We start from the raw sequence: 25,604 nt of genomic DNA, 5'->3' as shown, positions 1-25,604 counted from the left end.
TTTTCTTTTACCTATGATTAAAATTCATTTGCTTTGAATCGATGTACGATTTGATTTGATGAACCCCGCCACACTAAAGCAGGATCGGCAAGTTCTTGTATAAATTTACCATCAATTAATACATCAATATAAGGCAACATTTGCTGTTGATATTCATCTAATTCATCTAATTTATAGCCTGTCCAACACCAAATATCTTTATTAGGGCATTCTAGTTTGATGCGTTTAACCAATGGCAGCAGTCTTTCAATATTACGTGGATGAAGAGGATCGCCACCAGATAAGGTTAAGCCCTGACGATTAATTCGGGTATCTTTGAGATCTTTTAAAATCTGTTCTTCCATAGCATCATCAAATAGCACACCAGAACTAAATGACCAACTCTTTTGGTTATAACAACCTCGACAAGCATGAGTACAACCACTTACAAAGAGTGTACATCTGGTACCTTCGCCATTGACGATATCCACAGGGTAATACTGAAGGTAATTCATGTCATATCCTGAGTTTTTATTACCATGTACGACTTTACTATGCGTGGTTTATTACATATGTTTAACGCGGCGCTTTACTTCTTCTTGTTTACCCGCATTAAATGGTCGTGCATCTGGGCTACCTAAGTAACCACATACACGGCGAGTGACAGATACTTTTTCACTGTCATGATTACCACATTTCGGGCAAGTAAAGCCTTTGCTAGTACATTCAAATTCGCCAGTAAAACCACATTCGTAGCATTCATCAATTGGCGTGTTAGTACCATAATAAGGTACACGTTCATAAGCATAATCCCATACATCTTCTAAAGCCTTGAGATTATGTTGAATATTTGGATATTCTCCGTAGCAAATAAAACCACCACTGGCTAATGAAGGATAGGGTTGTTCAAAATCTAGTTTATCGTATGGATTCACTTTCTTCTCAACATCTAAGTGATAGCTATTTGTGTAGTAGCCTTTATCTGTTACTCCGTCAATCACACCAAATTGTTTAGTATCTAAACGGCAGAAGCGATCGCATAGGTTTTCACTTGGTGTTGAATATAAACTGAATGCATAGCCAGTTTCTTTATACCATTCTTTAGTAGCATTACTTAAATATTCAACAATTTGAATACCTTTTTTACGTAATTGCTCATCATCATAAATATGACCTTGGTTGTATAAGGCATTAATGGTTTCGTAAATACCGATATAACCTAATGAGATTGAAGCTCGACCATTTTTGAAAATTTGTGCGACATTATCATCAGCCTTCAAACGAACGCCGCAAGCTCCTTCCATATAGAGGATTGGTGCTACACGAGCTTTAGTATTTTCTAAGCGAGCAATACGAGTCATTAGTGCCTTTTTAGCAATGGCTAAACGCTGGTCTAAAATTTCATAAAAACGTTGTTCATCACCATTGGCTTCAATAGCAATTCGTGGCAAGTTAATACTTACTACACCAAGATTGTTGCGACCATCATGAACTTCCTCGCCTTGTCCATTTTGCCAACGACCCAAGAAACTCCGACATCCCATTGGTGCTTTAAATGAACCCGTCACTTTTACGACTTGTTCATAGCTCAAAATATCAGGGTACATACGTTTAGAAGCACATTCTAAGGCTAACTGCTTAATATCATAATTAGGATCGCCTTTAGCTTGGTTAATGCCTTTCTTAATCGTAAATACTAATTTAGGAAATACAGGAGTTTTGTGATTTTTTCCTAAGCCTCGAATACGGTTTGCTAAAATTGAGCGTTGAATTAACTTAGCTTGCCAGCTGGTTCCTAAGCCAAATCCTAGAGTGACAAAAGGCGTTTGTCCATTTGAGGTGTGTAAGGTATTAATTTCATATTCTAAAGATTGGAATGCATCAAAACATTCTTTTTCAATTAAGGCTTGAGCATAACCTTTAGCATCAGGAATTTGCCATTCTGCTGCATTTTTTAAATGTTTTTCGTAGCTTAAATTGACATAGGGAGAAAGTACTTCATCAATACGATTAATGGTTGTACCGCCATAAATATGGCTAGCTACTTGAGCAATAATTTGTGCAGTTACCGCAGTTGCTGTACCAATAGACTTAGGCGGTTCAATTTCTGCATTACCCATTTTAAAACCATGAGTTAACATCCCTTTTAAGTCAACTAGCATACAGTTAAACATTGGGAAGAATGGAGAATAGTCTAAATCATGGTAGTGAATTTCACCTTTTTCATGGGCTTCTACCACATCACGTGGAAGAATGTAACGTTTCGCATAGTGTTTTGCAACAATACCCGCCAATAAATCTCGTTGAGTCGGAATAATTTTCGCATCTTTATTCGCATTTTCATTGAGAATTTCTACATTACTTTGCTCAATTAAGCCTTCAATATCTTTGGTTAATTGGCTACGTTTTTCACGAGATAAATCACGATCATGTCGATATTCAATATAAGCACGGGCAACTTGAGGATAATCACTTGCCATTAAATTATTTTCAACAATTTGTTGAATACGGCTAATATCGATTTCATTTTGATTAAATTGAAAAATATCATCAAACACTTTCTGACTGACTTTATGGCAGAATCTTTCATCATCAATATTAACTGCTTTGGCGGCTTTTTTGATAGCATTAATGATTCGTTGAATTTCAAAAGATACACGTGACCCATCACGTTTAATGATGAAGAATGAAGCCATAATATGTTCCTTTTTATTGCTATATATTGTGTTTGACTAAAGTGAGTTACACTATATATAGAAAATTATAGAATTTCAACTAGAGGTAATTTAACATATTAAGACTGGGCAGAGTTTAGTTATTGTTTTATTTAAAAAATTAGAAAATCAAGAGATTTAAAAAAAATATTTTTTAATAAATATTGTGATCTAAATCACAATATATAGTGATTCTTCTATTTCATAAACACAAAAAGTGCAGTTTTTTTTACCGCACTTTTTTAATCAGCTTATTTTTTGTGAGTAAGGTGTTGGCGGGTTTTCAAATTAATCATTTCAACAATGACTGAGAATGCCATTGCAAAATAAATGTAGCCTTTTGGAATATGAAAATCAAAGCTTTCAGCAATCAATGTGGTTCCAATCAGAATTAAGAAAGCGAGTGCTAAAATTTTTAAGGTTGGATTGGCATCAACAAAATCACCAATAGGTCTTGCTGCTAACATCATCACGCCAACTGCAATGATAATGGCAATAATCATAACTTCTACGTGACTTGCCATACCCACCGCTGTGATAACAGAATCTAGAGAGAAAACAATATCAAGTAAAGCAATCATGATTAATGTGGTGAGAAAATTGGCATTTTTTCCCTGAGAGCTATCTTCAGACTCTTCTTCGGGATGCATAGTACCATGAATTTCATGGGTACTTTTTGCCACCAGAAAGAGCCCTCCTAGAAGAAGAATAAGATCTCGTCCTGAAATTTCTTGATTAAATAAAGTAAATAATGGCTGGGTTAAACGCATCACCCATGCTAAAGAAAGCAACAATAGGATGCGTGTAACCATAGCTAACGCTAAACCTAGAATACGCCCTGATTGTCGTTGAGATTCAGGCAAGCGTCCAACTAAGATGCTGATAAAAATAATATTATCAATGCCAAGCACAATTTCGAGTGCTGCTAGGGTAAATAATGCGATCCAAGCTTCAGGATCGGCTAACCATTCAAACATAAATGCCCTTATTAAATTGAGTAGAGTAGAAATGACAGCGAATCATAGCACTTGTAGTAATAAATAAAAGTGAAATTATCGATTTTGTAAGAAATTTTGTAAAATTGTGGCAGTAAATTCTTTACGTAAATAAAAACCCAGTGGCAGCGTATCGATCACTTCTCCCCGTGGGCCAATTCCTTTAGTTTTGGCACGGCTATTTGCTCCTTTAGGGCGTAACTGTAATACTTTCCCAATTTTAGCACTAATCAGATGAACTTTACCTAGAACAATATAGTCCATTAGCTCTTCCCAGTCTTGCTGTAATTGCGCTTCTTGCTCCGCATTGGGTTGCCAAAGAATTGGCGAACCGATCAGACGAGAGGCTAGTGGAATGTTTCGTTCGCCTTGAATTGGGATCCAAAGAACCTGAGATAATTTATAACGTAAATGAGAATTTTGCCAATTTACACCCGCAGTTTGAATCAGCGGGGCAAGGCTTACGAAAGTGGTTTCTAACGGATAGCCCTGCGAATTAATTGGAATTGTTTTTAGCTCAATTCCTAAATGAGCAAAATCTTGTTCAGGTTTACTGCCTGCTTTTGCTCCGAGAGCAGTTTCAATTAACTGACCAACCCAGCCTTTATCTCGTTTTAAATCGGGGGGAACAATAATGTTGAGTTCTTCTGCAAGTTCACCAAAACTAAGCCCAGCAATAGTACGAGCTCTGTGGAGTAATTGTTGTTTTGATTGAGGTGATGTGATCATAAAGTGCGGTCTATTTTAGAAAAATTTTAATCATAATATTTTTTGAGTAATTTAGGTTTAACATATTCTACACCTTTATCCACATACTCAATTTGTTCTAACTTTAGTAAAAAGCGTTTAGCTGGTAATCCACCACCAAAACCTGTTAGTTGGTTATTTTTACCTAAAATACGGTGGCATGGAATAATAATACTAATCGGATTACTTCCAACCGCACCACCGACTGCACGTACCGCTTGGGGATGATTAATTAGTTGAGCCAATTCGCCATAGGTTGAGGTTTTACCATAGGAAATTTGACGCAATGCTGCCCAAATACTTTGTTGGAACGCTGTTCCTTGAGGATTAACTGGAATCCCCTCAAAGTTTTCTTTTTTCCCATCAAAGTAACGATTAAGTGCCTTTTTTACTTGATGGAATAAAGGCAATTGATCATTTAAAAGCCATTTAGGATTAGGTGCGTTTTGTTCCGCTTCAAAATCTAAATTAGTCAGCTGATCATCTTGAGCGATCATTAATAAATTACCGATAGGAGATGAATAATAGCTATAATAAATTTCTGACATACACAAGCCTCATAAAAAAAGCGTATCCAAGGATACGCTTTATTATCAATGATTTTTAATCAATTAGAAACTGTAGTTTATATTTAAACCGTAAAGATTTGCACGTGCTTTAGAGTGGTACTCTGCTTTTACATTTAATAAACCAGCAATAGTTTGTTCTTCAGTAAAGTTCAAACGTTTACCACGTAAGTGTGCAAAGCCTAAATCAACAGCAAGATTTGGTGTGAATTTATAAGTTGCACCAACGCTATACCAAGTACGGTTTGTATCAGGAATAGAAGCACTCGCATGTTTTCTTGTAGCCGCAGCTTCATCATAAGCAATACCTGCACGCACAGTTAATTGCTCATTAACATCATAGGTTGCACCTAAAGCAATACGAGAGTTGTTGCGATAGTTTTCATCTTTATGGAATGCTAACTGGCCATCGGTATAAGTGGCATGTAAGTTTTTAAAGCGTTTCCATTCAGTATATTTATAGCTATAGTGTACAGCAAATTTATCAGTCAGCTGATGAAAACCAGAGAATTCCCAGTAAGCAGGTAATTTTAATACTAATCCACCTTCAGCCACATAAGGTCCAATGCCTGTTGCGGTTTGTTTATAACTCAGTGCATTACGATCTTTAAAATCAATATCAATTTTCGAATGGTAAGCTAAACCAAAACGATTTCGTTCATTGATTTCATACATTAAACCTGCATTCCAACCAAATGCCCATGCTGCTTTATCTTGTAAATGGGTTAATACCGTTGTTTTTTCTGTTGAATTGCTTAATGCCGCTCTCACCGCAGGGCTTTGCATTGCATTACTTAATGCTGTGTCAATAATTCCTGCACGACGTTCTACTTCTGCTGAAGCATAGACAGCATTAATTCCAAGACCAGCACTAAAGCCTTCTGTAATACGGTAGGAACCACTCAAATTAAGATTAAGTGCAGTTAAATCTGTGGTGCCACCAAATACTCCCGCATTATAATCATCGGCATATTCACTTTTTAAGCCAAAGTTTACGTTCATACCACCACCCACAGCAAATTTATCGTTAAGAGGTGCCAAGAAATACATATTAGGAACAGATGAGCCAGGCACTACGCTTTCTTTGTTAGCTGATTCTTTAGCTAAAGTCGCTCCCGCTAATTTTGCGGTAACAGGACCTTCCATACGTACTCTTGAATGTACATAAACGCTACCAGCTGAGAATTGCATCGTTTTAAATTTGCTCATAAGTGCTGGGTTAGTTGCGACAACTGCTGCATTATCTGCAATAGCAGCTTCACCCGAATAAGCACGACCTAACCCAGATGTTGAAAGTTCAGCTAGCTGGAATGCTGCTGCTGAAGCTTGATTTGATGCAAATAAAATAGACACTGATAATAGTGTTTTTTTCATTGTGATTTTCATGGTTCCCCTTTCCAACGAGTTTAATATATTTATCGGATACGATAAAAAACTCGGCAAGTTTAAAAGAATGTAGCATATATGTGCAAATTTATTTATGGTTTTGTTTCACTGTTCAGACCAGTGATTTTAAAAGGATTTTTAACAAATTGCGGTTTTCAAGTGACAATATCTCATGGAATAATTTTGTGATAAGCATGTTTTTATAGCAGTAGAATATGCGATTAAAACACCACATATATAATAAGAAAAAGGGTATATAGATAATGAGTATCTGGTGAATGAGATAGCTTGATGGCAGCTAAAGTGCGGTGCTTTTTGAGAAAATTTATTTTTATATTAGCGACCTAGTAGAAAGTCATTTATTAGAGGCAAATTCTGAGTTTAACGGCTAATTAGAAGCAATCATTCAATTCAATAAAATTTTTATAAATCGCACCGCACTTGTTGTAAATAGGTGAATTAGCCTCTTTCATTTACTTTAAGAATTTATCAATATTATCTTGATCAATAGCAATATCTGGTGTTCTGATACTATTATTTTCCAATGTCCAGTCGGCACCTTTATTCATAGGTTTACCCTGAGCAAGATCACGGGCGAGTTTAACTAAAACTCGACTTTGTGTAACTCCATCATTGAGTACCGTGCCTGTAATATCACCAGATTTAACAAATCGCAATACACGAGGAAGCGCATCTACACTAAAAATCGGTAATTTTTTGTGATGTTCTTTTAGTGAAGCTAACGCACCAATTGCCATGGCATCATTATTACTAATGATGACTTCAATATTATTGCCTTGGGTGTCATTTAACCATAAATCCATACGATCTTTTGCCATATCGCTATTCCACATCGCCGTATCACTAAATACAGCTTGTGTTTTAAGCCCTAGATTATGTTATTCTTCAATGACATATTGGCTACGAGTGATAGCGGCGGTACTTTCAGGTTCTCCTTTTAACAGGGCATATTGAATTTTGCCATCTTTATTTAAGTCCAGTTCGGGATATTTATTCCAATGTATGGCGATGAGATGTGCTTGTTCGATAGCCGAACTTTTAGCAGATGAACCAATATAATAAGCTTTGTCGTAGCTACTTAAAATTTTTTCACCAGGATCTTTATTAAAGAAGATAATCGGTACTTGTTGCTGTTTGGCTTTTTCGATAAGGGTGGTTGCGGCAGCCGTATGAACTAAATTGACAGCAAGAACTTTCACTTTCTTGGCTAAAAGAATATCAATTTGATTATTTTGAACAGCTTGAGAATTTTGCGAATCATTCATTAAAAATTTAACATCTTTTAATGCTGAAGCCTGATTACTGATTTCATCTTTCATCAAGTTCATAAAGGTATCATCATATTGATAAATCGTTACGCCTACTAAAGATTCTGCTTTTACGATACTAATACTAGCACCCGCTAAAACTGAAATCGCTAAGGTATTTAATACTAATTTTTTCATAACAAAGTCCTCTATGTTAAAACGCTTAAATCATAAGGCCTGTATTGATATTAGCACCAAATTGTTTAAAAAGTAGCAGTTGTTAAAAATATTGTTAATTATGTGATCTAGCTCATACATTTATACTAATTATTTAACATCTTAATTAAATATAATTTTCAGCTAGCTATATAAATCAAATTGTGATAATTTTTGCATTGTCAATCCGACGGCAACTGATTTACTTTTTATGAACGACGAACACTCGAATAATTCCACTCAAGATACTATTCAAAAGAAAAGTTTTTTCCAATCCTTATTTGGACGTTTTTTCCAAGGCGAACTCAAAAATCGTGATGAACTTGTAGAAGTCATCCGTGATTCAGAACAAAATGAATTGATCGACCAAGATACCCGCGAGATGATTGAAGGCGTAATGGAAATCGCCGAATTGCGTGTGCGTGATATTATGATTCCTCGTTCACAAATCGTCTTTATCCAAATGGAACAAGATCTAGAAAGTTGTTTAGATACGATTATTAGTTCAGCGCATTCCCGTTTTCCTGTGGTTGGTGATGAGCGATATAATGTTGAAGGGATTTTGCATGCAAAAGATTTATTGACATTTTTGCGAGCGAATACCGAACAATTTGAATTAGAAAAATTATTACGTCCAGTGGTTATTGTGCCTGAAAGTAAACGAGTGGATCGAATGCTGAAAGAATTTCGTTCAGAACGTTTCCATATGGCGATTGTCGTGGATGAATTCGGTGCAATCTCTGGATTAGTTACTATTGAAGATATTTTAGAACAAATCGTGGGTGACATTGAAGATGAGTTTGATGAAGAAGATGTTGTGGATATTCGTCAACTTTCTCGCCACACCTATGCGGTACGAGCACTTACGGATATTGGCGATTTTAATGAACAATTTAATACTCACTTTGAAGATGCAGAAGTTGATACCATTGGTGGTGTAATTATGCAAGCTTTTGGCTATTTGCCTAAACGTGGTGATGAAATTACATTAGAAAATATTCACTTTAAAGTCACATCAGCGGACAGTCGTCGCATTATTCAATTACGAGTCACGCTTACCGATGAACACTTAGCAGAAATCGAAAAGATAGAATCTGAGTATTCTGAACAAGAATAATCCTGAAAGGCTGTTTTAAAACAGCTTTTTTATTTCTATCTATAGAATCTCTCTCGTGCTGTGATAAAATCGGCACTTTGTTAAATAATATAAATGTGCTTATGAATAAATATCTTACCTATTTAATTGCCATTATTAGCGGCGCCTTAGGCGTATTCGCTTTTTCTCCTTTTGACTTATGGTATTTAGCTTATATTTCTGTTCTTGGTTTACTTTTTATTGCGAAAAATTCTGAAAAAAAGACCGCACTTTTAGCTACATTGCTATGGGGACTGAGTTTTTTTAGCTTAGGCATAAGTTGGCTGCATGTCAGTATTCACCAATTTGGAGGTTCACCATTATGGTTGAGCTATATTTTAGTGGTGTTATTGGCAGCCTATTTATCATGCTATCCATTATTATTCACTTATATTATTCAACGTTTTAAAGTCACCAGCGTGGTAATATTTCCAGTGATTTGGACATTTACTGAATTTCTTCGTGGCTGGTTATTTACTGGATTTCCTTGGTTGCAATTTGGTTACACGCAAATTGATAGCCCTTTCTCAGGATTAGCGCCATTGTTTGGGGCTGAAGGTGTAACTTTCTTTGTTATGTGGGCAAGTGCGGTTATTTTTAGTGGAATTTCTGCGTTATTAAAAACACCACGGAAATTGCCAATTGCCTTGGCAAATTTAGCAATGTTAGTTATCGTTGGTGGACTGAGTGCCTATTCTTCACAAAAATCTTTTGTGACAGAAGTCCCAGAAAAAGCCTTAAAAATTAGCCTAGCACAGGGTAATATTGAACAAAATTTAAAATGGGATCCGCAATATCTTTATGCAACCTTAGATATTTATCAGAAATTAATTAATGAGCATTTAGGAACCTCAGATTTAATTATTTTGCCAGAATCCGCATTACCCGCTTTAGAAAATCAACTACAGCCGTTTTATAAAGCATTACAGTTAGCGGCTCAACAGAAAGGTAGTGAGGTTTTTATTGGTTCGGTATATCAAGATGAAATCCAAGGTAAATTGTTAAATTCAATTGTGTCGGTAGGTAATATTGAGCAACCTTATTCATCAGATAATATGATGCGTTATGCTAAACATCATTTAGTGCCTTTTGGGGAATATGTTCCTTTGGAAAGCTTATTACGTCCATTAGGTTCTGTGTTTAATTTACCCATGTCAGCTTTTCAAAATGGTGATGAAATACAACAGCCTTTATTAGCAAAAGGAAGAACTTTCGCACCAGCGATTTGTTATGAAATTATTTTTGGTAGCCAGTTACAAAAAAATATACATACTAATACCGATTTCTTATTAACAGTTTCTAATGATGCTTGGTTTGGCGATAGTATTGGCCCTTGGCAACATTTACAAATGGCAAGAATGAGAGCCTTAGAATTAGGCAAACCACTAGTAAGAGCAACGAATACGGGAATTACTGCATTTATTGATGCAAAAGGAAAGATTATTTCTCAAGCCCCTCAGTTTAAACAAACGGTATTAACCACTAAAATTGCCCCCACAAAAGGCAAGACACCTTATGCAGCTTTAGGCAATAAGCCACTTTATTTATTAGCATTGATTTTTACCGTATTAAGAATTTTAGCCGCCTTGATTAAACGTAAAGTGATGAAAACTGCGGTATAAAAAAGCAAAATTTTAGATTAAGAAAAACGCCCTAAGCATGACTTAGGGCGTTTTCTTTGAAAATCAGTTTGAATCCATTAACGACTACGGAAAATGATACGACCTTTATTTAAATCATAAGGCGTCATTTCAATTGTCACTTTATCACCCGTTAAAATACGGATGTAGTTTTTACGCATCTTACCTGAAATATGAGCCGTCACCACGTGACCATTTTCTAATTCCACACGAAACATAGTATTTGGTAAGGTTTCTAAAATTGTACCTTGCATCTCAATGCAATCTTCTTTAGCCATTGTGTCCTCTAAAATAATGATATTTTCAACCGCACTTTTGCGGAATACACTCGAATGGTGCGGATTATAGCGGTTTTTAGGAAGTTGGGAAAGTTTTTATTGATTTGATTTATTAGTCAACTATACAATAAGCTATAAAACTATCTACCTAATATCTATGCTACTCTTTAAATTAAGGTTATTTTATGACTAATTCTTTTCTACGTACTCATCACAATTATAGCCAATCATTAAAGTTACATAAGCAAGATATTATTACGATGTAATTTAATTTGCGGCCATTCAAGGGATTAATATTTCGCTAGTAAAATAGTTTTCAAGAAGATCAGGCATCATCATCTTTTATTATGGCAGAAAGTTGAGAATGCAATATTTGTATCCTTATGACACAGTATTATTTAAAAACACATAAATAATAAGAAGGCATACTGTTATAATGAATTGTTTTAATAAAATTTTATTAAAAGAAATAATTAGTAATTATGGAAAATCAATATCCAAAAAATATTAAAATTATTATTGCAACGCATAAACCTTATTTTATGCCTGTGGATCCGATATATTTACCATTACATGTTGGTAAACAAGGTAAGCAAAGTATTGGTTATCAAGGTGATGATACGGGTGATAATATTTCAAACAAAAACCCAAATTTTTGCGAACTCACAGGGCTTTATTGGGCATGGAAAAATTTGCCAAATGATTATTTAGGACTGATTCATTATCGTCGATTCTTTACACTAAAGAATCGGTCAGAAAGAAAAAGTCATTTATTAGAAAGCTTATACTTAACCGGTCAAGAAGCGAGTCAATTATTAAGTCAATATGATGTTATTGTGCCAAGTAAGCGTAATTATTATATTGAAACACTTTACTCACATTATGCTAATACGCTACACTCTGAACATTTGGATGTTACACGCGAAATTATTGCTGAAAAGTGCGGTGAATATTTATCAAATTTTGATACCGTAATGAAACAGCGTGGCGGATATATGTTTAATATGTTCATTATGTCGAAAAAATTAGTGAATGATTATTGCAGTTGGTTATTCCCCATTTTATTTGAGTTGGAAAAACGCATTCCTGCAGAACAATATTCTGTATTCCACGCTCGTTTTTATGGTCGAGTAAGTGAATTATTGTTTAATGTATGGTTAAAACAATATTCTCAAAATAACGCATTAAAAGTGAAAGCAATTCCTTTTGTTTATGGCGAGAAAATTAATTGGTTGAAGAAAGGAACTGCATTTTTAATGGCGAAGTTTTTTGGTAAAAAATACGAGAAGAGTTTTTAATAGAGACAATCATGAAACGTGTACTTGTATATGGAATGACAGATAACTTGGGAGGGATGGAAGCTTATATTCATAATCTCTATCAATACCTTGATAAAACTCAAATTCAATTTGATTTTGTTTGTGATTTTTCTCAAATGACGTTGAGTAGTTTTTACTTAGAAAATGGTTGTAGAATTCATTTTATTCCACCTAAAAGTCAAGGGTTATTAAAAAGCTTATGGGCAATGTGGAAAGTAATAAAACAAAATAACTATGATGTAGTTTATTTTAATATTATGAATGCGGGTTATTCACTTAATATGCTTCCAGCATTTTTACTTAAAAGAAAAGTTATTGCCCATTCACATAGTGCAGATACAGATAAAAAGCAATTACATTACATATTAAGATGGCTACTTAATTTTGTTACTGATGTTAAACTCGCTTGTTCTAAAGAAGCAGGTGTATTTATGTTTGGTGAGAAGAAGCTATTCACGGTCATAAATAATGGGATTAATTTAGAACAATATCGTTATTCTGAAGAAAAATATCATACTATTCGCCATAAATTGAATTGGGGGGATAAAAAAGTGATTTTATACGTTGCTAGAATGAATCATCAGAAAAATCCTTTTTTTGCTTTAGATATTATGAAAGTACTAAAACATTCACTTCCTAATGTTATCCTGGCTTATGTTGGGACTGGTGAGTTAAAAGATGAGATCCAACAATATATTTCAGATAATGCATTAACAAATGTATCTTTATTAGGATTACGACATGATATTAATGAGCTAATGATTGCAGCAGATTTATTAATTTTACCTTCTCTATTTGAAGGCTTACCTATCGTTGCTGTTGAAGCTCAGGCTGCTGGATTGCCTGCTTTTCTCTCCGAAACTATTTCTAAAGAAGTTAGGTTGGTAAACTCAATCCAATTTTTGCCAATTTCTAATAGTGCTGATTGGATAAAAGAGATTGAAAAAAAACTCAACAAGTTCGGTGATAAGCGTATTAGTGATATACCAGCTTTAGTAAATGCGGGCTATGACATTAAAATAGTGGCAAAACGTATTCAACAGATTTTAATAGGTTAAAAATAATAATGAAAAATACAAAATTTAGCCTGATTTTTGCTTGTTATAATGTCGCCCAATATTTAGATAAGTTGTTTGATTTATTAGCTACACAACCTTATCAAAATATTGAGATTATTTTTGTTGAAGATTGTTCAACTGATAGTACAAAAGAAAAACTACAAAGATTTAATGATCCTCGAATGAAGTTGCTTTGTAATGAAAATAATATAGGTGCGGCTGAAAGCCGTAATGAAGGAATTAAAATTGCTACAGGTGAATACATTGGTTTTCCAGATCCAGATGATTTGTTTGATAGCACCTTATTGAGCAAAGTTAATCACGTAATTGAACAATATCATCCTGATATTATTAGCGTTGGAATGCAAGAGCGGTATGAAATTAATGGTGATGTAAGTTACGTGAAAAATATTTTAAGTCAATATACAGGTCTGATTAATCATGATTTTACTGACATACTTGTTGATTTAGAAGAATCTTTTCTATTTGGATATACAAATAATAAGTTCTATCATACGGAACTTATTAAAAAATATGGTATTTTTAATGAACACCAAGCATTAAAAGAAGATTTTGAGTTTAATATTAAAGCTTTTAAAAAAATATCTAATTTTTATATATTGAATGAGCCACTTTATTTTTATATGAAACGCAATAATGGTAGTCTAACGTCTAAATTTGTTGCTGATTACTTTCCTATTCATATGCAAACCCTAGATTCATTTAAATCATTAATTGATAAGAAAGGATATATAAATCAGAATGTCAATCGTTTGCTAGTTAATCGTTTTATTCGGTATTGTTTATCTGCAATAGAGCGAAACAGTTCCAATCAAGCAAATATGACATTTCTAGAACAAAAAATGTGGATTAAAAATTATATTTTTGAGTTGCCACAATACGATAATTATCTTTCTCTCTCTAATTTAATTACTCCTAAACAAAAGCTTTTTTATTTTTTATTAAAAAATAAAATGAGTTTTCTGTTAGTTTTAGTTGCTAATTTTGTTAAGTTAGTGAAAAAGATGTTTCCTATTTTATTTGTTAAATTAAAAAATTAATTAGGCTCTTAGGTTTATTAATGAAGAAATTCCAAATAGTTGAATTAAGTACGGAACATAACCATGCAGGTAGTAAGGCTGTACAAGATATTTATAACATTGCTTTGTCTTTAGGTTATAAAGCGCGTTTCATTAGAACTGCAACAATGGAGAATTCGTTACGAGGTAAAATTCAACGGCAAATTCGTTTCTTTATTGATTGGTTAAATGTGTATTTTTGCATTGAGGCCAATTCGATAGTGTTTATTCAGAATCCATATCATCATAAACAACTAATTCGTAATTGGGTACTCAATCGGTTGAAAAATAAGAAGCATGTAAAGTTTATTTCGTTAGTACATGATGTTGAAGAGTTAAGAAAAAGCTTATATAACAATTATTATAAAAGAGAATTTGAAACAATGTTATCACTGGCGGATGGAATTATTGTACATAATAAAAAGATGAAAAAATTTTTTGTAGAAAAAGGCTATCCTGAGGTAAAACTGGTTAGTTTAGATATTTTTGATTACCTACAACAAAGAGATGCAACTAAGCAGATGACTTTTGAACGTTCGATTTCAATTGCGGGGAATTTAGATATTAAAAAATCTGCTTATATTGCAAAATTAGGCTCATTGTCTACCATTAACGTACATTTATATGGACCTAATTTTGCATGCTCATTAGAGAAATTTTCAAATATTCAATATCATGGTTCATTTCCCTCAGCGGAAATTCCACGACAATTAACTTGTGGTTTTGGTTTGGTTTGGGATGGGCAAAGTATAGAAACTTGCAGTGGTGAGTTTGGTGAATATTTAAAATATAATAACCCACATAAATTATCATTATATTTATCTTCAGGAATGCCTGTTATCATTTGGAGTGAAGCGGCGGAGTCAGATTTTATTAAAAAGAATAATTTAGGTATTTGTGTATCGTCGTTAACTGAATTACCAGAAAAATTAGCTTTAATAACTTATGATGATTATTTGAAAATGATAGAAAATGTAGAAAAACAGGCTCTTTTTTTAGTGAATGGAACATATACTAAAACAGCAATAAAGTTTGCTGAAACAATTATTTAGGTATTTTAATGTTTTTATATTTATTGTCAGCTATCTTATTATTACTACTAATATTTAATTTAGTAATCGTTAAGTTTGACTATATGCATCCATCTGTGTTGTTTATTTTTTCCTTCTTTGTTTCTAGTGCTATTTGTGTATTAGGTGCGTCAGAATATGAGATTGTTTTTCATCAAGTGACAGTTTTGGTTGTAGTGAGTTCTTGTTTAATCTTTACTTTGATCACTTTATGTTCTCGAATTTATGATAAATCTATTCTATGTCCTTATGATATTAAGGGAATTAAAATAAATAAATTTATTACATTAGGCTTTATTTTTTTATTTATTATTACTCAATTCTCCTTTATTGAATATCTTCAGTCTATTTCTATCGCATATTTAGGGCGTGTAGGTAGTTTAGCTGAGATGATTTCTTTATATGATGTAATGACTAAGTTTTGGACTGATATATTTAGAGATTTAAATATTTCAGTTCCTTTATTGTATCGTATTGGTAATCCTATTACTCAGGGTTTTGGATACCTAGTCGTATATATTTGCATTCATAATTATATCGCCACTAAAAAAATAGATTTTTTACATCTTATCATTATCTTATTGCTTTGTATTAATATTGTATTAAATGGAAGTCGTAGTCCTATATTTAGGGTTATTACGATGATGTTAGTCACATTTTATCTGTTATATAATAGGAAATATGCATTAAATCGAGGAAGTATCTTATTATTAGTCAAAATTTTAATTATATTACTTTTCTCTGGTATATCTTTTATATTTTTACTTCATTTAATGGGAAGAGAGAATAATTTAACATTATTTCATTATCTATTTATTTATCTTGGCGCGCCATTAGTTAATCTTGATAATTATCTTGCTTCTAGACCAGCTGAATCGCTTTCTTTGATTTTTGGTGAACAAACATTTAGGGTGTTATATGCTTATATTGGTAAAATAACAAGTAATCCAGATCTAATATTTCCCACAATAGATGTTTTTACATTTAGTAATAATGGCTTTGAAATAGGTAATGTTTATACGACATTTTATGCTTTTATTTATGATTTCGCATACAAAGGATTTATGCCATTAATATTACTTATAGGACTTTATTATATTTTTACCTACGAAAAAATAAAAAAAGTAAAATTAAATAAAGTGAGTTTTATACTATTTGTTTATGCTTACCTATTTAATGATATCTTAATGCTATCTTTTTCAAATAGATTTTATTCGACAATATTCGATGCAAGTTTTATTAAAATTATAGTTTTTGCATATTTCTTCTCATATTTGTTTGTAAGGAGAAAATCAATAAATGAAATTTGATGTAAAAAGTATAAGATTTAATTTTTTTATGAATTTTATTCTAACGGTATCTAATTTTGTATTTCCATTGATAACTTTTCCTTATGTGTCAAGGGTATTATTGCCTGAGGGAACAGGAAAAGTGGCTTTTGCGCTTTCAGTCGTTAGTTATTTTTCTATTTTTGCATCTTTCGGAGTAGCTACATATGGTGTGAGAGCTATTGCTAGGGTCAGAGATAATAAAGAACTATTATCTAAAACAGCTCATGAGTTGTTATTCATAAATTTTATCTCTTTTTTTATTGTTTATATCGTATTTACTCTTTCTATTTATTTTATTCCTAAATTTAATAATGAAAAAAATCTTTTCTTTTTAAGTTCAGTTTTTATTTTGTTTACTGTTATAGGAGTTGAATGGTTATATAAAGGATTAGAAAGGTATCAATATATTACAGTTAGAACTATTTTATTTAAACTTATTGCGTTAGTTTTAGTCTTTATCTTTATTAAAAATAAAGATGATTATATCTATTTTGCCTTTATCTCAATTTTAGCAATGGTGGGCTCTGCGCTTCTAAATATATTTAATACTAGGCAGATTATTTATTTTAAAATTTATACTGATTATGAAATTAAAAAACATTTGAAGCCTATGTTTTTTCTTTTTATGACTTCATTATCTATTGCTATTTATACAAGTGTTGATGAAGCTATATTAGGTTTATTAAGTATTCCTTCTAACGTTGGTTACTATAATGCTGCTGTAAGAATAAAAGGTATTTTGTTTACTTTTATTACTTCCTTAGGTGTCGTTTTACTCCCTAGATTATCCTATTATGTTGAAAATAAGATGGATAATAAATTTCATGAAACACTACAAAAATCTATGAATTTCATTATTGTAATAACGCTTCCTTTAATTGCATTTTTTATTTTATTTGCTAAAGAGACTATTTTAATTCTTGCTGGAAACAATTATTTAGAGTCAGTGTTACCATTACAAATTATTGTTGTTACATTGATTTTTAGTGGCATCACTAATATTCTTGGTATTCAAATTTTATTGCCATTAAAAAAGGATAAGGAATTATTACTATCAGTATTTATTGCTGCTTTAGTTGATATTATTGGAAATCTGATTTTAGCACCAAAGCTAGCAGCTATAGGTACGGCAATTTCTGTTTTTCTAGCCGAGTTGAGTGTATTTATTGTGCAAATGATAATACTAAAAAAATATATTCCTATTCTATTTAAGAACATATCTTATGGAAAAATAATATTATCTCTATTATTGTCGTTATATATAAGCTATTTAGCATTTTTGTTAGAGTTATCATCATATAGATTAGTCAATTTTACTATCATTGGTATAGTATTCTTTTTATTTTATTTTTTATTATTAGTTATATTAAAAGAAAACTTTGTTATTAATATTTTTCACATCATTAGTAATAAGTTTATACAGAAAAACAGACAAGATATTTAAAAATATGAAGGGGTATTGCATGAAATATGATTATTTAATTGTTGGTGCAGGATTATTTGGCTCTATTTTTGCTCATGAAGCCACAAAACGTGGTAAAAAATGTTTAGTTATTGAAAAACGTGATCACATTGGTGGTAATTGTTACACTGATCGTGTAGAGGGGATCAATGTACATAAATATGGTGCGCATATTTTCCATACAAGTAATAAAGTGGTGTGGAACTATATTCAACAATTTGCTGAATTTAATCGTTTTACGAATTCTCCTGTGGCTCGTTATAAAGACGAACTTTATAGTTTGCCATTTAATATGTTCACATTTAATAAAATGTGGGGCGTTATTACACCTCAGGAAGCTGAGGGAAAAATTAAAGAGCAAATTGCTAAAGAAAATATTTCTGAACCACAGAACTTAGAAGAACAAGCTATTTCTTTAGTCGGTCGTGATATTTATGAAAAATTGATCAAAGGCTACACAGAAAAACAATGGGGACGTAAGTGTACAGAGCTTCCTGCCTTTATTATTAAACGCTTACCTGTGCGTTACAGTTATGACAATAATTATTTCTACGATACTTATCAAGGGATCCCTATTGGTGGATATACTGGCATTTTTGAAAAAATGTTAAATGGTATTGAAGTTAAACTAAATGTCGATTTTTTTGCACAAAGAGAACATTATGAATCATTAGCAGAAAAGATAGTATTCACAGGTATGATTGATGAATATTTTGGATATAAGTTTGGAAAATTAGAATATCGTAGTTTGAAATTTGAAAATGAATTGTTAGATATAGGCAATTATCAGGGGAATGCCGTGGTCAATTATACGGAAAGTGCGGTTCCTTTTACACGAATTATTGAACATAAACATTTTGAATTTGGTACACAAGAAAAAACTTATATTACTCGTGAATATTCTAAAGAATATCAAGCTGGTGATGAACCTTATTATCCAATTAATGATCAACGAAATAACGAAATGTATGCGAAATATAAAAAGCTAGCTGAACAAAAATCGAATGTTATTTTTGGTGGAAGATTGGCACAGTATAAATATTTTGATATGCATAATATTATTGCAGAAGCTTTAGATTGTGTGTTAAAAGAATTAGATTAATGTAAGCGGTTAACTCATTATGAATAAAGTAACTTTGAGTAAGATTTTACTAGTATGTACAGATTTTATTTCTTTCTTCTTTTCCTTATTTATTGCTTTATTTTGGTTATCTTATTTTAATAATAGCCATGTTTATTTCCCAGTCGATCAAGTTAATAATTATATTATTATCCACCTTGTGACTTCATTTATGTGCATTATGTGGTTTGGTACTAGATTACGCCATTATACTTATAGAAAACCATTTTGGTTTGAATTAAAAGAGATTATTCGAACATTATTGATATTTTTTGTTATTGAATTATCTATTATTGCCTTATCAAAAGTTTATTTATCTAGAATATTATGGGGACTAACATGGGGGATGTTATTTATTCTTGTTCCCCTGCTTCGAGTCTATGTTAAAAAAGGGTTGATTGTATTAGGGTGGTACAAGAAAAATACAGTAATTATTGGTACCGGAAAGAATGTAAAAGAAGTGTATAATGCCTTAAATAGTGAGTCTTATTTAGGGTTTGATATTCGTTATTTTGTTGTTTCAGATTCTATTCAAAAAGATAATATTGATGGTGTAACTATTATTTCTGCAACTGAATTAGATCTTTTTTCGTTTCTTGATATTAATAATTTAGATACACAATTTATTTTAGCATTAGATGATGAACATGCTTTAGATTTTTGGCTTCGCTATTTAGCAACACACAAATGTCGTTCTGTTTCAGTTATTCCTAATATGAGGGGAATTCCTTTATATGGTACGGATATGTCATTTCTTTTTAGTCATGAATTATTGTTATTACGTATAGATAATAATTTAGCTAAGCCTTCATCTCGTATTTTAAAGCGAATGATGGATATTTTAGGCGCTCTAGGAATTATTATTGTTTTATTTCCATTATTTGTTCTTTTGTATTTTATGATTAAGAGCGATGGTGGTGATGCAATTTATAGTCATCCTCGAGTTGGTCGTAATGGAAAAGAATTTAAATGCTTAAAATTCAGATCTATGGTAGTTAATTCAAAAGAAGTTTTAGAACAGTTATTGGCTACAGATTCGGAGGCTAAAGCAGAATGGGATAAAGATTTTAAATTAAAGAATGATCCTCGTATTACAAGAGTTGGTCGGTTTATTCGTAGAACAAGTATTGATGAATTACCTCAGCTTTTTAATGTATTAAAAGGAGAAATGAGCCTAGTGGGGCCTCGGCCAATTATTAGTGATGAGCTTGAGCGTTATAAAGAAAATGTAGATTATTATCTTATGGTAAAACCTGGTATGACTGGATTATGGCAAGTCAGTGGGCGAAATGATGTTGATTATGATACTCGGGTTTATTTTGATGCTTGGTATGTTAAAAATTGGTCAGTTTGGAATGATATTGCAATATTGTTTAAAACCATCAAAGCCGTTTGTCATCGTAGTGGTGCTTATTAATTAAATTATATGAAAAATATTCTTATCACAGGCGGAGCGGGCTTTATCGGTTCCGCTATGGTTCGTTACTTAATTAATCATACGCCACATAGTGTAATCAATGTGGATAAGCTTACTTATGCGGGCAATTTGCAGTCATTGTCGGGTATTGTGGAAAGTGAACGTTATCATTTTTTACAACTAGATATTTGTGATGGAGGAAAGATGACAGATGTCTTTTATCAATATCAGCCCGATGCGGTGATTCATTTTGCCGCAGAAAGTCATGTGGATCGTTCAATTAATGGGGCAGCGGATTTTATCCAAACCAATATTGTTGGTACTTACACCTTGCTTGAGGTTGCTCGAGAGTATTGGCAAAATCTTCCTGAAGCTAGAAAATTGGCATTTCGATTTCATCATATTTCGACAGATGAAGTGTATGGCGATTTGGCTACAACCTCTGGCTTATCTACAGAAAATTCCCCTTATGCACCGAGTAGCCCTTATTCTGCTTCAAAAGCTTCTGCGGATCATCTTGTGCGAGCATGGCATCGTACTTATGGTTTGCCTATTCTGATTACTAATTGTTCGAATAATTTTGGTCCTTATCAATATCCTGAAAAATTAATTCCATTAATAATCTCAAATGCATTACAAGGAAAATCTTTGCCTATTTATGGTTCTGGATTGCAAATTCGAGATTGGATTTTTGTGGAGGATCATGTTAGGGCCTTGTATCAGGTGCTGACTGAATGTCAGCCAGGAGAAACCTATAATATTAGTGCTCATCAAGAAAAAACAAATATTGAGGTTGTTCAATTACTTTGTGCATTGCTGGAAGAGCTTGCACCAATAAAGCCGAAAAATGTAAAAAATTATGCCGACTTAATCACTTATGTCGAAGATCGTCCAGGTCATGATTTTCGTTATGGGCTTGATACGACTAAAATTAACCATATATTAACTTGGAAACCATTAGAAACTTTTGAATCTGCTATGCGTAAGACGGTAGAATGGTATATTTCTGCTTTTCAGAAAGCGAATCATTGATAGCGTCAAAATATTTAGGAACATAGGAATAAAAAATGATCATGAAAATAAATTTATCAACAGAACAAGCTTCTGAGATATGGGGCAAAAATGCCTTAATTTCATTTGCTAATGAACAGGCAACAATTCATTTAAAAAATAATGAAAAATCTGACCGCACTTTGGTTCAAACCGCTGCTCGTAAATTGCGTACACAAGGTATTAATGATGTTGAATTAATTGGCTATGATTGGAATTTAGAATATTGTTGGGCTTTTTATCAAGGATTTTATACTGCGAAACAAGATTGGGCAGTTGAGTTTCCAGAATTAGGTGAAGATCATGAAGAATTGCTCGCACGTATTAATGCGGGAGATTTTGTTCGAGAAATTGTTAACTTACCTGCTGATGTGATCACGCCAGTGGTATTAGCAAATCGAGCTGCACAATTTATTTCTGATTTAGCTGAGCAATATGCTGATAAAAGTGCGGTGAGTTTTCGTATAATTTCAGGTAAAGAGTTAAGAGAGCAAAATTATTTAGGGCTTTGGAATGTTGGCAAAGGCTCGGTTAATCCTCCTGCAATGTTACAGTTAGATTATAATCCAACGGGTAATCCTGATGCTCCTGTTTTAGCTTGTTTGGTGGGTAAGGGGATTACTTTCGATAGTGGTGGTTATAGCATTAAACCAAGTAATTTTATGGATAGTATGCGTAGTGATATGGGCGGAGCCGCTTTAGTCACAGGTGGATTAGGGCTGGCTATTGCTCGAGGATTAAACCAACGAGTGAAATTATATTTGTGTTGCGCTGAAAATTTAGTTAGTAGCACAGCATTTAAACTAGGTGATATTATTGAATATCGTAATGGTGTCACCGTCGAGATATTAAATACCGATGCGGAAGGGCGATTAGTATTAGCTGACGGATTAATTGATGCATCAGAGCAACAAGCTGGATTTATTTTAGATGCAGCAACGTTAACTGGGGCTGCAAAAGTTGCAGTGGGTAACGACTATCATTCTGTATTATCCATGGATGATCATTTAGTCAATGAATTATTGGACTCAGCTAAAGAAGAATTTGAACCTTTCTGGCGTTTACCTTTTGAAGAATTCCATCGTTCACAAGTCAGTTCTTCATTTGCGGATATTTCAAATACTGCTTCAGTTGCTGTGGCTGCAGGTGCAAGTACGGCAACGGCATTTTTATCAAAATTTGTAAAAAGTTATGATAAAAACTGGTTACATTTAGATTGCTCTGCAACTTTTCGTAAAACGCCAAGCGAGCTATGGGCAACGGGGGCAACAGGGTTAGGCGTGCAAACTATTGCCAATTTATTAGTTACAAAAGCAACACAAATTTAAGGATATACTATGGCACGAGAAAGAACATTTTCAATTATTAAGCCTGATGCGGTTGAACGTCATCTAATTGGTAAAATTTTAGCTCGTTTTGAAGAAAATGGATTTACTATTCTAGCGACAAAAATGGTTCATTTAACAAAAGAACAAGCAGAAGGTTTTTATGCTGAACATCAAGGTAAACCTTTTTTTGATGGATTAGTAGAATACATGACCTCCGCACCTGTTGTGGTTTCTGTATTGGAAAAAGAAAATGCCGTTAAAGATTACCGCACTTTAATCGGAGCAACAAATCCAGAACAAGCTGAAGTCGGAACGATTCGTCGTGATTTTGCTGAATCCCAACGACGTAATTCGGTTCATGGTTCAGATAGTCTAGAAAGTGCAAAACGTGAAATTGCTTATTTTTTTGTAGGAAGTGAAATTTTTCCATATTAATAGCGCCTATATAATAGGAAACCGAGGCATTTGCTTCGGTTTTTTGTTAATGGTTTGTGGAAATAGTCGATAATTACATTGCAATTTTATTTAAAAAGCGTATTATAGCCATCCATACGTCTAAATGTATTTTCGTTAAGGAAAGATAATGTCAACTTATTTATTTACTTCTGAGTCTGTTTCAGAAGGTCATCCAGATAAAATCGCAGATCAAATTTCAGATGCCGTATTAGATGAAATTTTAAAACAAGATCCTAAAGCTCGTGTCGCTTGTGAAACCTATGTTAAAACAGGTATGGCTCTCGTTGGTGGAGAAATCACTACTTCAGCTTGGGTGGATATTGAAAATTTAACTCGTCAGGTAATTTGTGAAATTGGCTATGAGCATTCAGATATGGGGTTTGATGGGCATTCCTGTGCAGTTCTTAATGCGATTGGTAAACAATCAGCTGATATTAATCAAGGGGTTGACCGTGAAGATCCTTTAGCACAAGGTGCAGGCGATCAAGGTATTATGTTTGGTTATGCCACCAATGAAACGGATGTATTGATGCCAGCTGCCATTACTTATGCACATCGCTTAATGGAGAAACAAGCGGAAGTTCGTAAAAGTGGTAAGTTAGCTTGGTTACGTCCAGATGCGAAAAGCCAAGTAACCTTAAAATATGAAAATAACCAAATTGTAGGGGTGGATGCGGTTGTGCTTTCTACCCAACATGCGGATACAGTGACTCAAAAAGAAGTTTATGAAGGTGTGATGGAAGAAATTATTAAGCCTATTCTTCCTTCAAAATGGCTTTCAAAAGATACCAAATATTTTATTAACCCGACAGGTCGTTTTGTTATTGGTGGACCTATGGGCGACTGTGGTTTAACGGGGCGTAAAATTATTGTTGACACATACGGTGGTGCAGCTCGTCATGGCGGTGGTGCTTTTTCAGGAAAAGATCCATCAAAAGTAGATCGTTCAGCAGCTTATGCTGCACGTTATGTTGCAAAAAATATTGTTGCAGCTGGTCTTGCAGATCGTTGCGAAATTCAACTTTCTTATGCCATTGGTGTAGCAGAACCTACTTCTATTATGGTGGAAACTTTTGGAACAGGTAAAGTGGCGAATGAATTATTGGTGAGTCTCGTTCGTGAATTTTTTGATTTACGCCCTTACGGGTTAATTAATATGTTGAATTTAATTCAGCCTATTTATCGCCAAACGGCAGCTTATGGACATTTTGGTCGAGAGCAATTCCCTTGGGAAAAAATTGATCGTGCGGAAGAATTACGTTTAGCCGCAGGAATGTAAAATTATTATCTAATCCCTCTTTTTCCATTAAAAGAGGGTTTTTAATTTTTGAATATAGGCTAGCTATTTATCAATGAAGTAATATTATCTTTCAGTCGTGTTTATTGTCAGTATCAAGTGAGGATTAGGAAGATTGCATGGAACAACCTAATTTTCGTCATTTAAAAATGCAGGTTCAACGCAGGCTTGTTGAATGTTTAAGTATTGCTAATGAGTATTTTAAACAAGAGTTTCCTATGCCAGATATCAGTTATGATGTGCGAGGAATGAAAGCTGGAGTTGCCTGTTTAGAAAAAAATCACATCAAATTAAACCGCACTTTGTTGCTTGAAAATCCCCAAGCCTTTATTGCTCAAGTGGTTCCCCATGAATTAGTGCATTTAATTGTTTATTTACAGTTCGGACGAGTGAAACCTCATGGTAAGGAATGGCAAATGGTTATGCGGGAATTATTTAATTTACCTGCTGAGACTTGCCATCGCTTTGATGTGAAATCCGTTCAAGGTCAAACTTTTGCGTATTCCTGTCTTTGCCAAATCCATCAGCTTTCAGTAAGACGTCACCATAACATTCAGCAAAAAAGTGCGGTCTATTTTTGTAAAAAATGTAAGACTAAATTACAATTTAGTGGATAACATTGTGGATAAGTTGATGACAACTTGTGAGCAATAATTTAAATGAAGCATAATTTATGGGTGATCTTTGAAAATA

General features: G+C 33.2%; 22 protein-coding genes and 1 pseudogene. 15 read left to right on the top strand and 8 right to left on the bottom strand.

Features of this window, described 5'->3' with window-relative positions; all coding sequences use genetic code 11:
* Positions 1–17: 17 nt before the first annotated feature.
* The 7 genes and pseudogenes from nrdG to mglB form a co-directional block, all read right to left on the bottom strand.
* Positions 18–494: an anaerobic ribonucleoside-triphosphate reductase-activating protein gene (gene nrdG, locus HMPREF1052_RS09485; RefSeq protein WP_005761554.1), complete on the bottom strand. Its 477-nt coding sequence runs from the start codon at positions 492–494 to the stop codon at positions 18–20.
* 51 nt (positions 495–545) lie between these two features.
* Positions 546–2,675, bottom strand: coding sequence for an anaerobic ribonucleoside-triphosphate reductase (nrdD, locus tag HMPREF1052_RS09480; protein ID WP_005761456.1), 2,130 nt, complete (start codon positions 2,673–2,675; stop codon positions 546–548).
* 269 nt (positions 2,676–2,944) lie between these two features.
* Positions 2,945–3,670: a TerC family protein gene (locus tag HMPREF1052_RS09475; RefSeq protein ID WP_005761494.1), complete on the bottom strand. Its 726-nt coding sequence runs from the start codon at positions 3,668–3,670 to the stop codon at positions 2,945–2,947.
* 75 nt (positions 3,671–3,745) lie between these two features.
* Positions 3,746–4,417, bottom strand: coding sequence for a DNA mismatch repair endonuclease MutH (mutH, locus tag HMPREF1052_RS09470; protein ID WP_005761607.1), 672 nt, complete (start codon positions 4,415–4,417; stop codon positions 3,746–3,748).
* 26 nt (positions 4,418–4,443) lie between these two features.
* Positions 4,444–4,983 carry a methylated-DNA--[protein]-cysteine S-methyltransferase gene (locus tag HMPREF1052_RS09465; protein WP_005761597.1) on the bottom strand — a complete coding sequence of 180 codons (540 nt, stop codon included), beginning with the start codon at positions 4,981–4,983 and terminating at the stop codon, positions 4,444–4,446.
* A 63-nt stretch (positions 4,984–5,046) separates the two neighbouring features.
* Positions 5,047–6,381, bottom strand: a complete 1,335-nt coding sequence (locus HMPREF1052_RS09460) for a porin (protein ID WP_370446583.1) — start codon at positions 6,379–6,381, stop codon at positions 5,047–5,049.
* Positions 6,382–6,860: 479 nt separating this feature from the next.
* Positions 6,861–7,853 (bottom strand): annotated as a pseudogene (gene mglB, locus HMPREF1052_RS09455) (galactose/glucose ABC transporter substrate-binding protein MglB).
* 229 nt (positions 7,854–8,082) lie between these two features.
* On the opposite strand from mglB, the gene corC reads away from it, so the two are divergent.
* Both corC and lnt read left to right on the top strand, forming a co-directional pair.
* Positions 8,083–8,988 carry a CNNM family magnesium/cobalt transport protein CorC gene (corC, locus tag HMPREF1052_RS09450; protein ID WP_005761448.1) on the top strand — a complete coding sequence of 302 codons (906 nt, stop codon included), beginning with the start codon at positions 8,083–8,085 and terminating at the stop codon, positions 8,986–8,988.
* A gap of 101 nt (positions 8,989–9,089) precedes the next feature.
* Complete coding sequence (lnt, locus tag HMPREF1052_RS09445; protein WP_005761469.1) at positions 9,090–10,628, top strand: apolipoprotein N-acyltransferase; 1,539 nt, start codon at positions 9,090–9,092, stop codon at positions 10,626–10,628.
* A 77-nt stretch (positions 10,629–10,705) separates the two neighbouring features.
* On the opposite strand, the gene infA is transcribed toward lnt, so the two are convergent.
* Positions 10,706–10,924 carry a translation initiation factor IF-1 gene (gene infA / locus HMPREF1052_RS09440; RefSeq protein WP_005717339.1) on the bottom strand — a complete coding sequence of 73 codons (219 nt, stop codon included), beginning with the start codon at positions 10,922–10,924 and terminating at the stop codon, positions 10,706–10,708.
* A gap of 482 nt (positions 10,925–11,406) precedes the next feature.
* Here infA and HMPREF1052_RS09435 point away from each other — a divergent pair, with 482 nt between their 5' ends.
* The 13 genes from HMPREF1052_RS09435 (at position 11,407) to HMPREF1052_RS09375 (ending at position 25,528) form a co-directional block, all read left to right on the top strand.
* Complete coding sequence (locus tag HMPREF1052_RS09435; protein WP_005761564.1) at positions 11,407–12,222, top strand: DUF4422 domain-containing protein; 816 nt, start codon at positions 11,407–11,409, stop codon at positions 12,220–12,222.
* A gap of 11 nt (positions 12,223–12,233) precedes the next feature.
* On the top strand, positions 12,234–13,301 hold the full coding sequence (locus HMPREF1052_RS09430; protein ID WP_005761583.1) for a glycosyltransferase: 1,068 nt from the start codon (positions 12,234–12,236) through the stop codon (positions 13,299–13,301).
* Between the two features lie 8 nt (positions 13,302–13,309).
* The gene (locus HMPREF1052_RS09425; RefSeq protein WP_005761518.1) at positions 13,310–14,362 is read left to right on the top strand and encodes a glycosyltransferase family 2 protein; all 1,053 of its coding nucleotides are present in this window, start codon (positions 13,310–13,312) and stop codon (positions 14,360–14,362) included.
* A 20-nt stretch (positions 14,363–14,382) separates the two neighbouring features.
* On the top strand, positions 14,383–15,432 hold the full coding sequence (locus HMPREF1052_RS09420; protein WP_005761517.1) for a sugar transferase: 1,050 nt from the start codon (positions 14,383–14,385) through the stop codon (positions 15,430–15,432).
* 8 nt (positions 15,433–15,440) lie between these two features.
* Positions 15,441–16,760, top strand: coding sequence for an O-antigen polymerase (locus tag HMPREF1052_RS09415; protein ID WP_005761605.1), 1,320 nt, complete (start codon positions 15,441–15,443; stop codon positions 16,758–16,760).
* Complete coding sequence (locus HMPREF1052_RS09410) at positions 16,750–18,225, top strand: flippase (RefSeq protein WP_005761525.1); 1,476 nt, start codon at positions 16,750–16,752, stop codon at positions 18,223–18,225. The genes HMPREF1052_RS09415 and HMPREF1052_RS09410 overlap by 11 nt, the downstream gene beginning before the upstream one ends.
* Positions 18,226–18,244: 19 nt before the next feature.
* Positions 18,245–19,345: a UDP-galactopyranose mutase gene (glf, locus tag HMPREF1052_RS09405; protein ID WP_005761413.1), complete on the top strand. Its 1,101-nt coding sequence runs from the start codon at positions 18,245–18,247 to the stop codon at positions 19,343–19,345.
* Between the two features lie 19 nt (positions 19,346–19,364).
* A complete protein-coding gene (wbaP, locus tag HMPREF1052_RS09400; protein WP_005761543.1) occupies positions 19,365–20,780 on the top strand; it encodes an undecaprenyl-phosphate galactose phosphotransferase WbaP in 1,416 nt (471 codons plus the stop codon).
* A gap of 9 nt (positions 20,781–20,789) precedes the next feature.
* On the top strand, positions 20,790–21,812 hold the full coding sequence (gene rfbB / locus HMPREF1052_RS09395) for a dTDP-glucose 4,6-dehydratase (RefSeq protein ID WP_005761604.1): 1,023 nt from the start codon (positions 20,790–20,792) through the stop codon (positions 21,810–21,812).
* A gap of 41 nt (positions 21,813–21,853) precedes the next feature.
* Positions 21,854–23,158, top strand: a complete 1,305-nt coding sequence (gene pepB, locus HMPREF1052_RS09390) for an aminopeptidase PepB (RefSeq protein WP_040596558.1) — start codon at positions 21,854–21,856, stop codon at positions 23,156–23,158.
* 9 nt (positions 23,159–23,167) lie between these two features.
* Positions 23,168–23,593 carry a nucleoside-diphosphate kinase gene (gene ndk, locus HMPREF1052_RS09385; protein WP_005761416.1) on the top strand — a complete coding sequence of 142 codons (426 nt, stop codon included), beginning with the start codon at positions 23,168–23,170 and terminating at the stop codon, positions 23,591–23,593.
* A 148-nt stretch (positions 23,594–23,741) separates the two neighbouring features.
* Positions 23,742–24,893 (top strand): methionine adenosyltransferase, encoded by a 1,152-nt coding sequence (gene metK, locus HMPREF1052_RS09380; RefSeq protein ID WP_005761442.1) that lies wholly within the window; start codon positions 23,742–23,744, stop codon positions 24,891–24,893.
* Positions 24,894–25,030: 137 nt separating this feature from the next.
* A complete protein-coding gene (locus HMPREF1052_RS09375) occupies positions 25,031–25,528 on the top strand; it encodes a SprT family zinc-dependent metalloprotease (RefSeq protein WP_005761553.1) in 498 nt (165 codons plus the stop codon).
* Positions 25,529–25,604: the final 76 nt, after the last annotated feature.

This window comes from Pasteurella bettyae CCUG 2042 (assembly GCF_000262245.1).
GTDB classification, from domain to species: domain Bacteria; phylum Pseudomonadota; class Gammaproteobacteria; order Enterobacterales; family Pasteurellaceae; genus Basfia; species Basfia bettyae.
Note: the sequence above shows the minus strand (reverse complement) of the source record. Positions and strands in the feature narration are given on the sequence as shown.

Excerpts from the sequence above, each read along its gene's own strand:
- infA (WP_005717339.1), bottom strand. The coding sequence starts at position 10,924 with ATGGCTAAAGAAGATTGCATTGAGATGCAAGGTACAATTTTAGAAACC.
- corC (WP_005761448.1), top strand. The coding sequence starts at position 8,083 with ATGAACGACGAACACTCGAATAATTCCACTCAAGATACTATTCAAAAG.
- HMPREF1052_RS09420 (WP_005761517.1), top strand. The coding sequence starts at position 14,383 with ATGAAGAAATTCCAAATAGTTGAATTAAGTACGGAACATAACCATGCA.
- nrdD (WP_005761456.1), bottom strand. The coding sequence starts at position 2,675 with ATGGCTTCATTCTTCATCATTAAACGTGATGGGTCACGTGTATCTTTT.
- HMPREF1052_RS09430 (WP_005761583.1), top strand. The coding sequence starts at position 12,234 with ATGAAACGTGTACTTGTATATGGAATGACAGATAACTTGGGAGGGATG.
- metK (WP_005761442.1), top strand. The coding sequence starts at position 23,742 with ATGTCAACTTATTTATTTACTTCTGAGTCTGTTTCAGAAGGTCATCCA.
- HMPREF1052_RS09435 (WP_005761564.1), top strand. The coding sequence starts at position 11,407 with ATGGAAAATCAATATCCAAAAAATATTAAAATTATTATTGCAACGCAT.
- mutH (WP_005761607.1), bottom strand. The coding sequence starts at position 4,417 with ATGATCACATCACCTCAATCAAAACAACAATTACTCCACAGAGCTCGT.
- rfbB (WP_005761604.1), top strand. The coding sequence starts at position 20,790 with ATGAAAAATATTCTTATCACAGGCGGAGCGGGCTTTATCGGTTCCGCT.
- HMPREF1052_RS09410 (WP_005761525.1), top strand. The coding sequence starts at position 16,750 with ATGAAATTTGATGTAAAAAGTATAAGATTTAATTTTTTTATGAATTTT.
- pepB (WP_040596558.1), top strand. The coding sequence starts at position 21,854 with ATGAAAATAAATTTATCAACAGAACAAGCTTCTGAGATATGGGGCAAA.
- wbaP (WP_005761543.1), top strand. The coding sequence starts at position 19,365 with ATGAATAAAGTAACTTTGAGTAAGATTTTACTAGTATGTACAGATTTT.
- HMPREF1052_RS09475 (WP_005761494.1), bottom strand. The coding sequence starts at position 3,670 with ATGTTTGAATGGTTAGCCGATCCTGAAGCTTGGATCGCATTATTTACC.
- nrdG (WP_005761554.1), bottom strand. The coding sequence starts at position 494 with ATGAATTACCTTCAGTATTACCCTGTGGATATCGTCAATGGCGAAGGT.
- HMPREF1052_RS09425 (WP_005761518.1), top strand. The coding sequence starts at position 13,310 with ATGAAAAATACAAAATTTAGCCTGATTTTTGCTTGTTATAATGTCGCC.
- HMPREF1052_RS09415 (WP_005761605.1), top strand. The coding sequence starts at position 15,441 with ATGTTTTTATATTTATTGTCAGCTATCTTATTATTACTACTAATATTT.
- glf (WP_005761413.1), top strand. The coding sequence starts at position 18,245 with ATGAAATATGATTATTTAATTGTTGGTGCAGGATTATTTGGCTCTATT.
- HMPREF1052_RS09375 (WP_005761553.1), top strand. The coding sequence starts at position 25,031 with ATGGAACAACCTAATTTTCGTCATTTAAAAATGCAGGTTCAACGCAGG.
- lnt (WP_005761469.1), top strand. The coding sequence starts at position 9,090 with ATGAATAAATATCTTACCTATTTAATTGCCATTATTAGCGGCGCCTTA.
- HMPREF1052_RS09465 (WP_005761597.1), bottom strand. The coding sequence starts at position 4,983 with ATGTCAGAAATTTATTATAGCTATTATTCATCTCCTATCGGTAATTTA.
- ndk (WP_005761416.1), top strand. The coding sequence starts at position 23,168 with ATGGCACGAGAAAGAACATTTTCAATTATTAAGCCTGATGCGGTTGAA.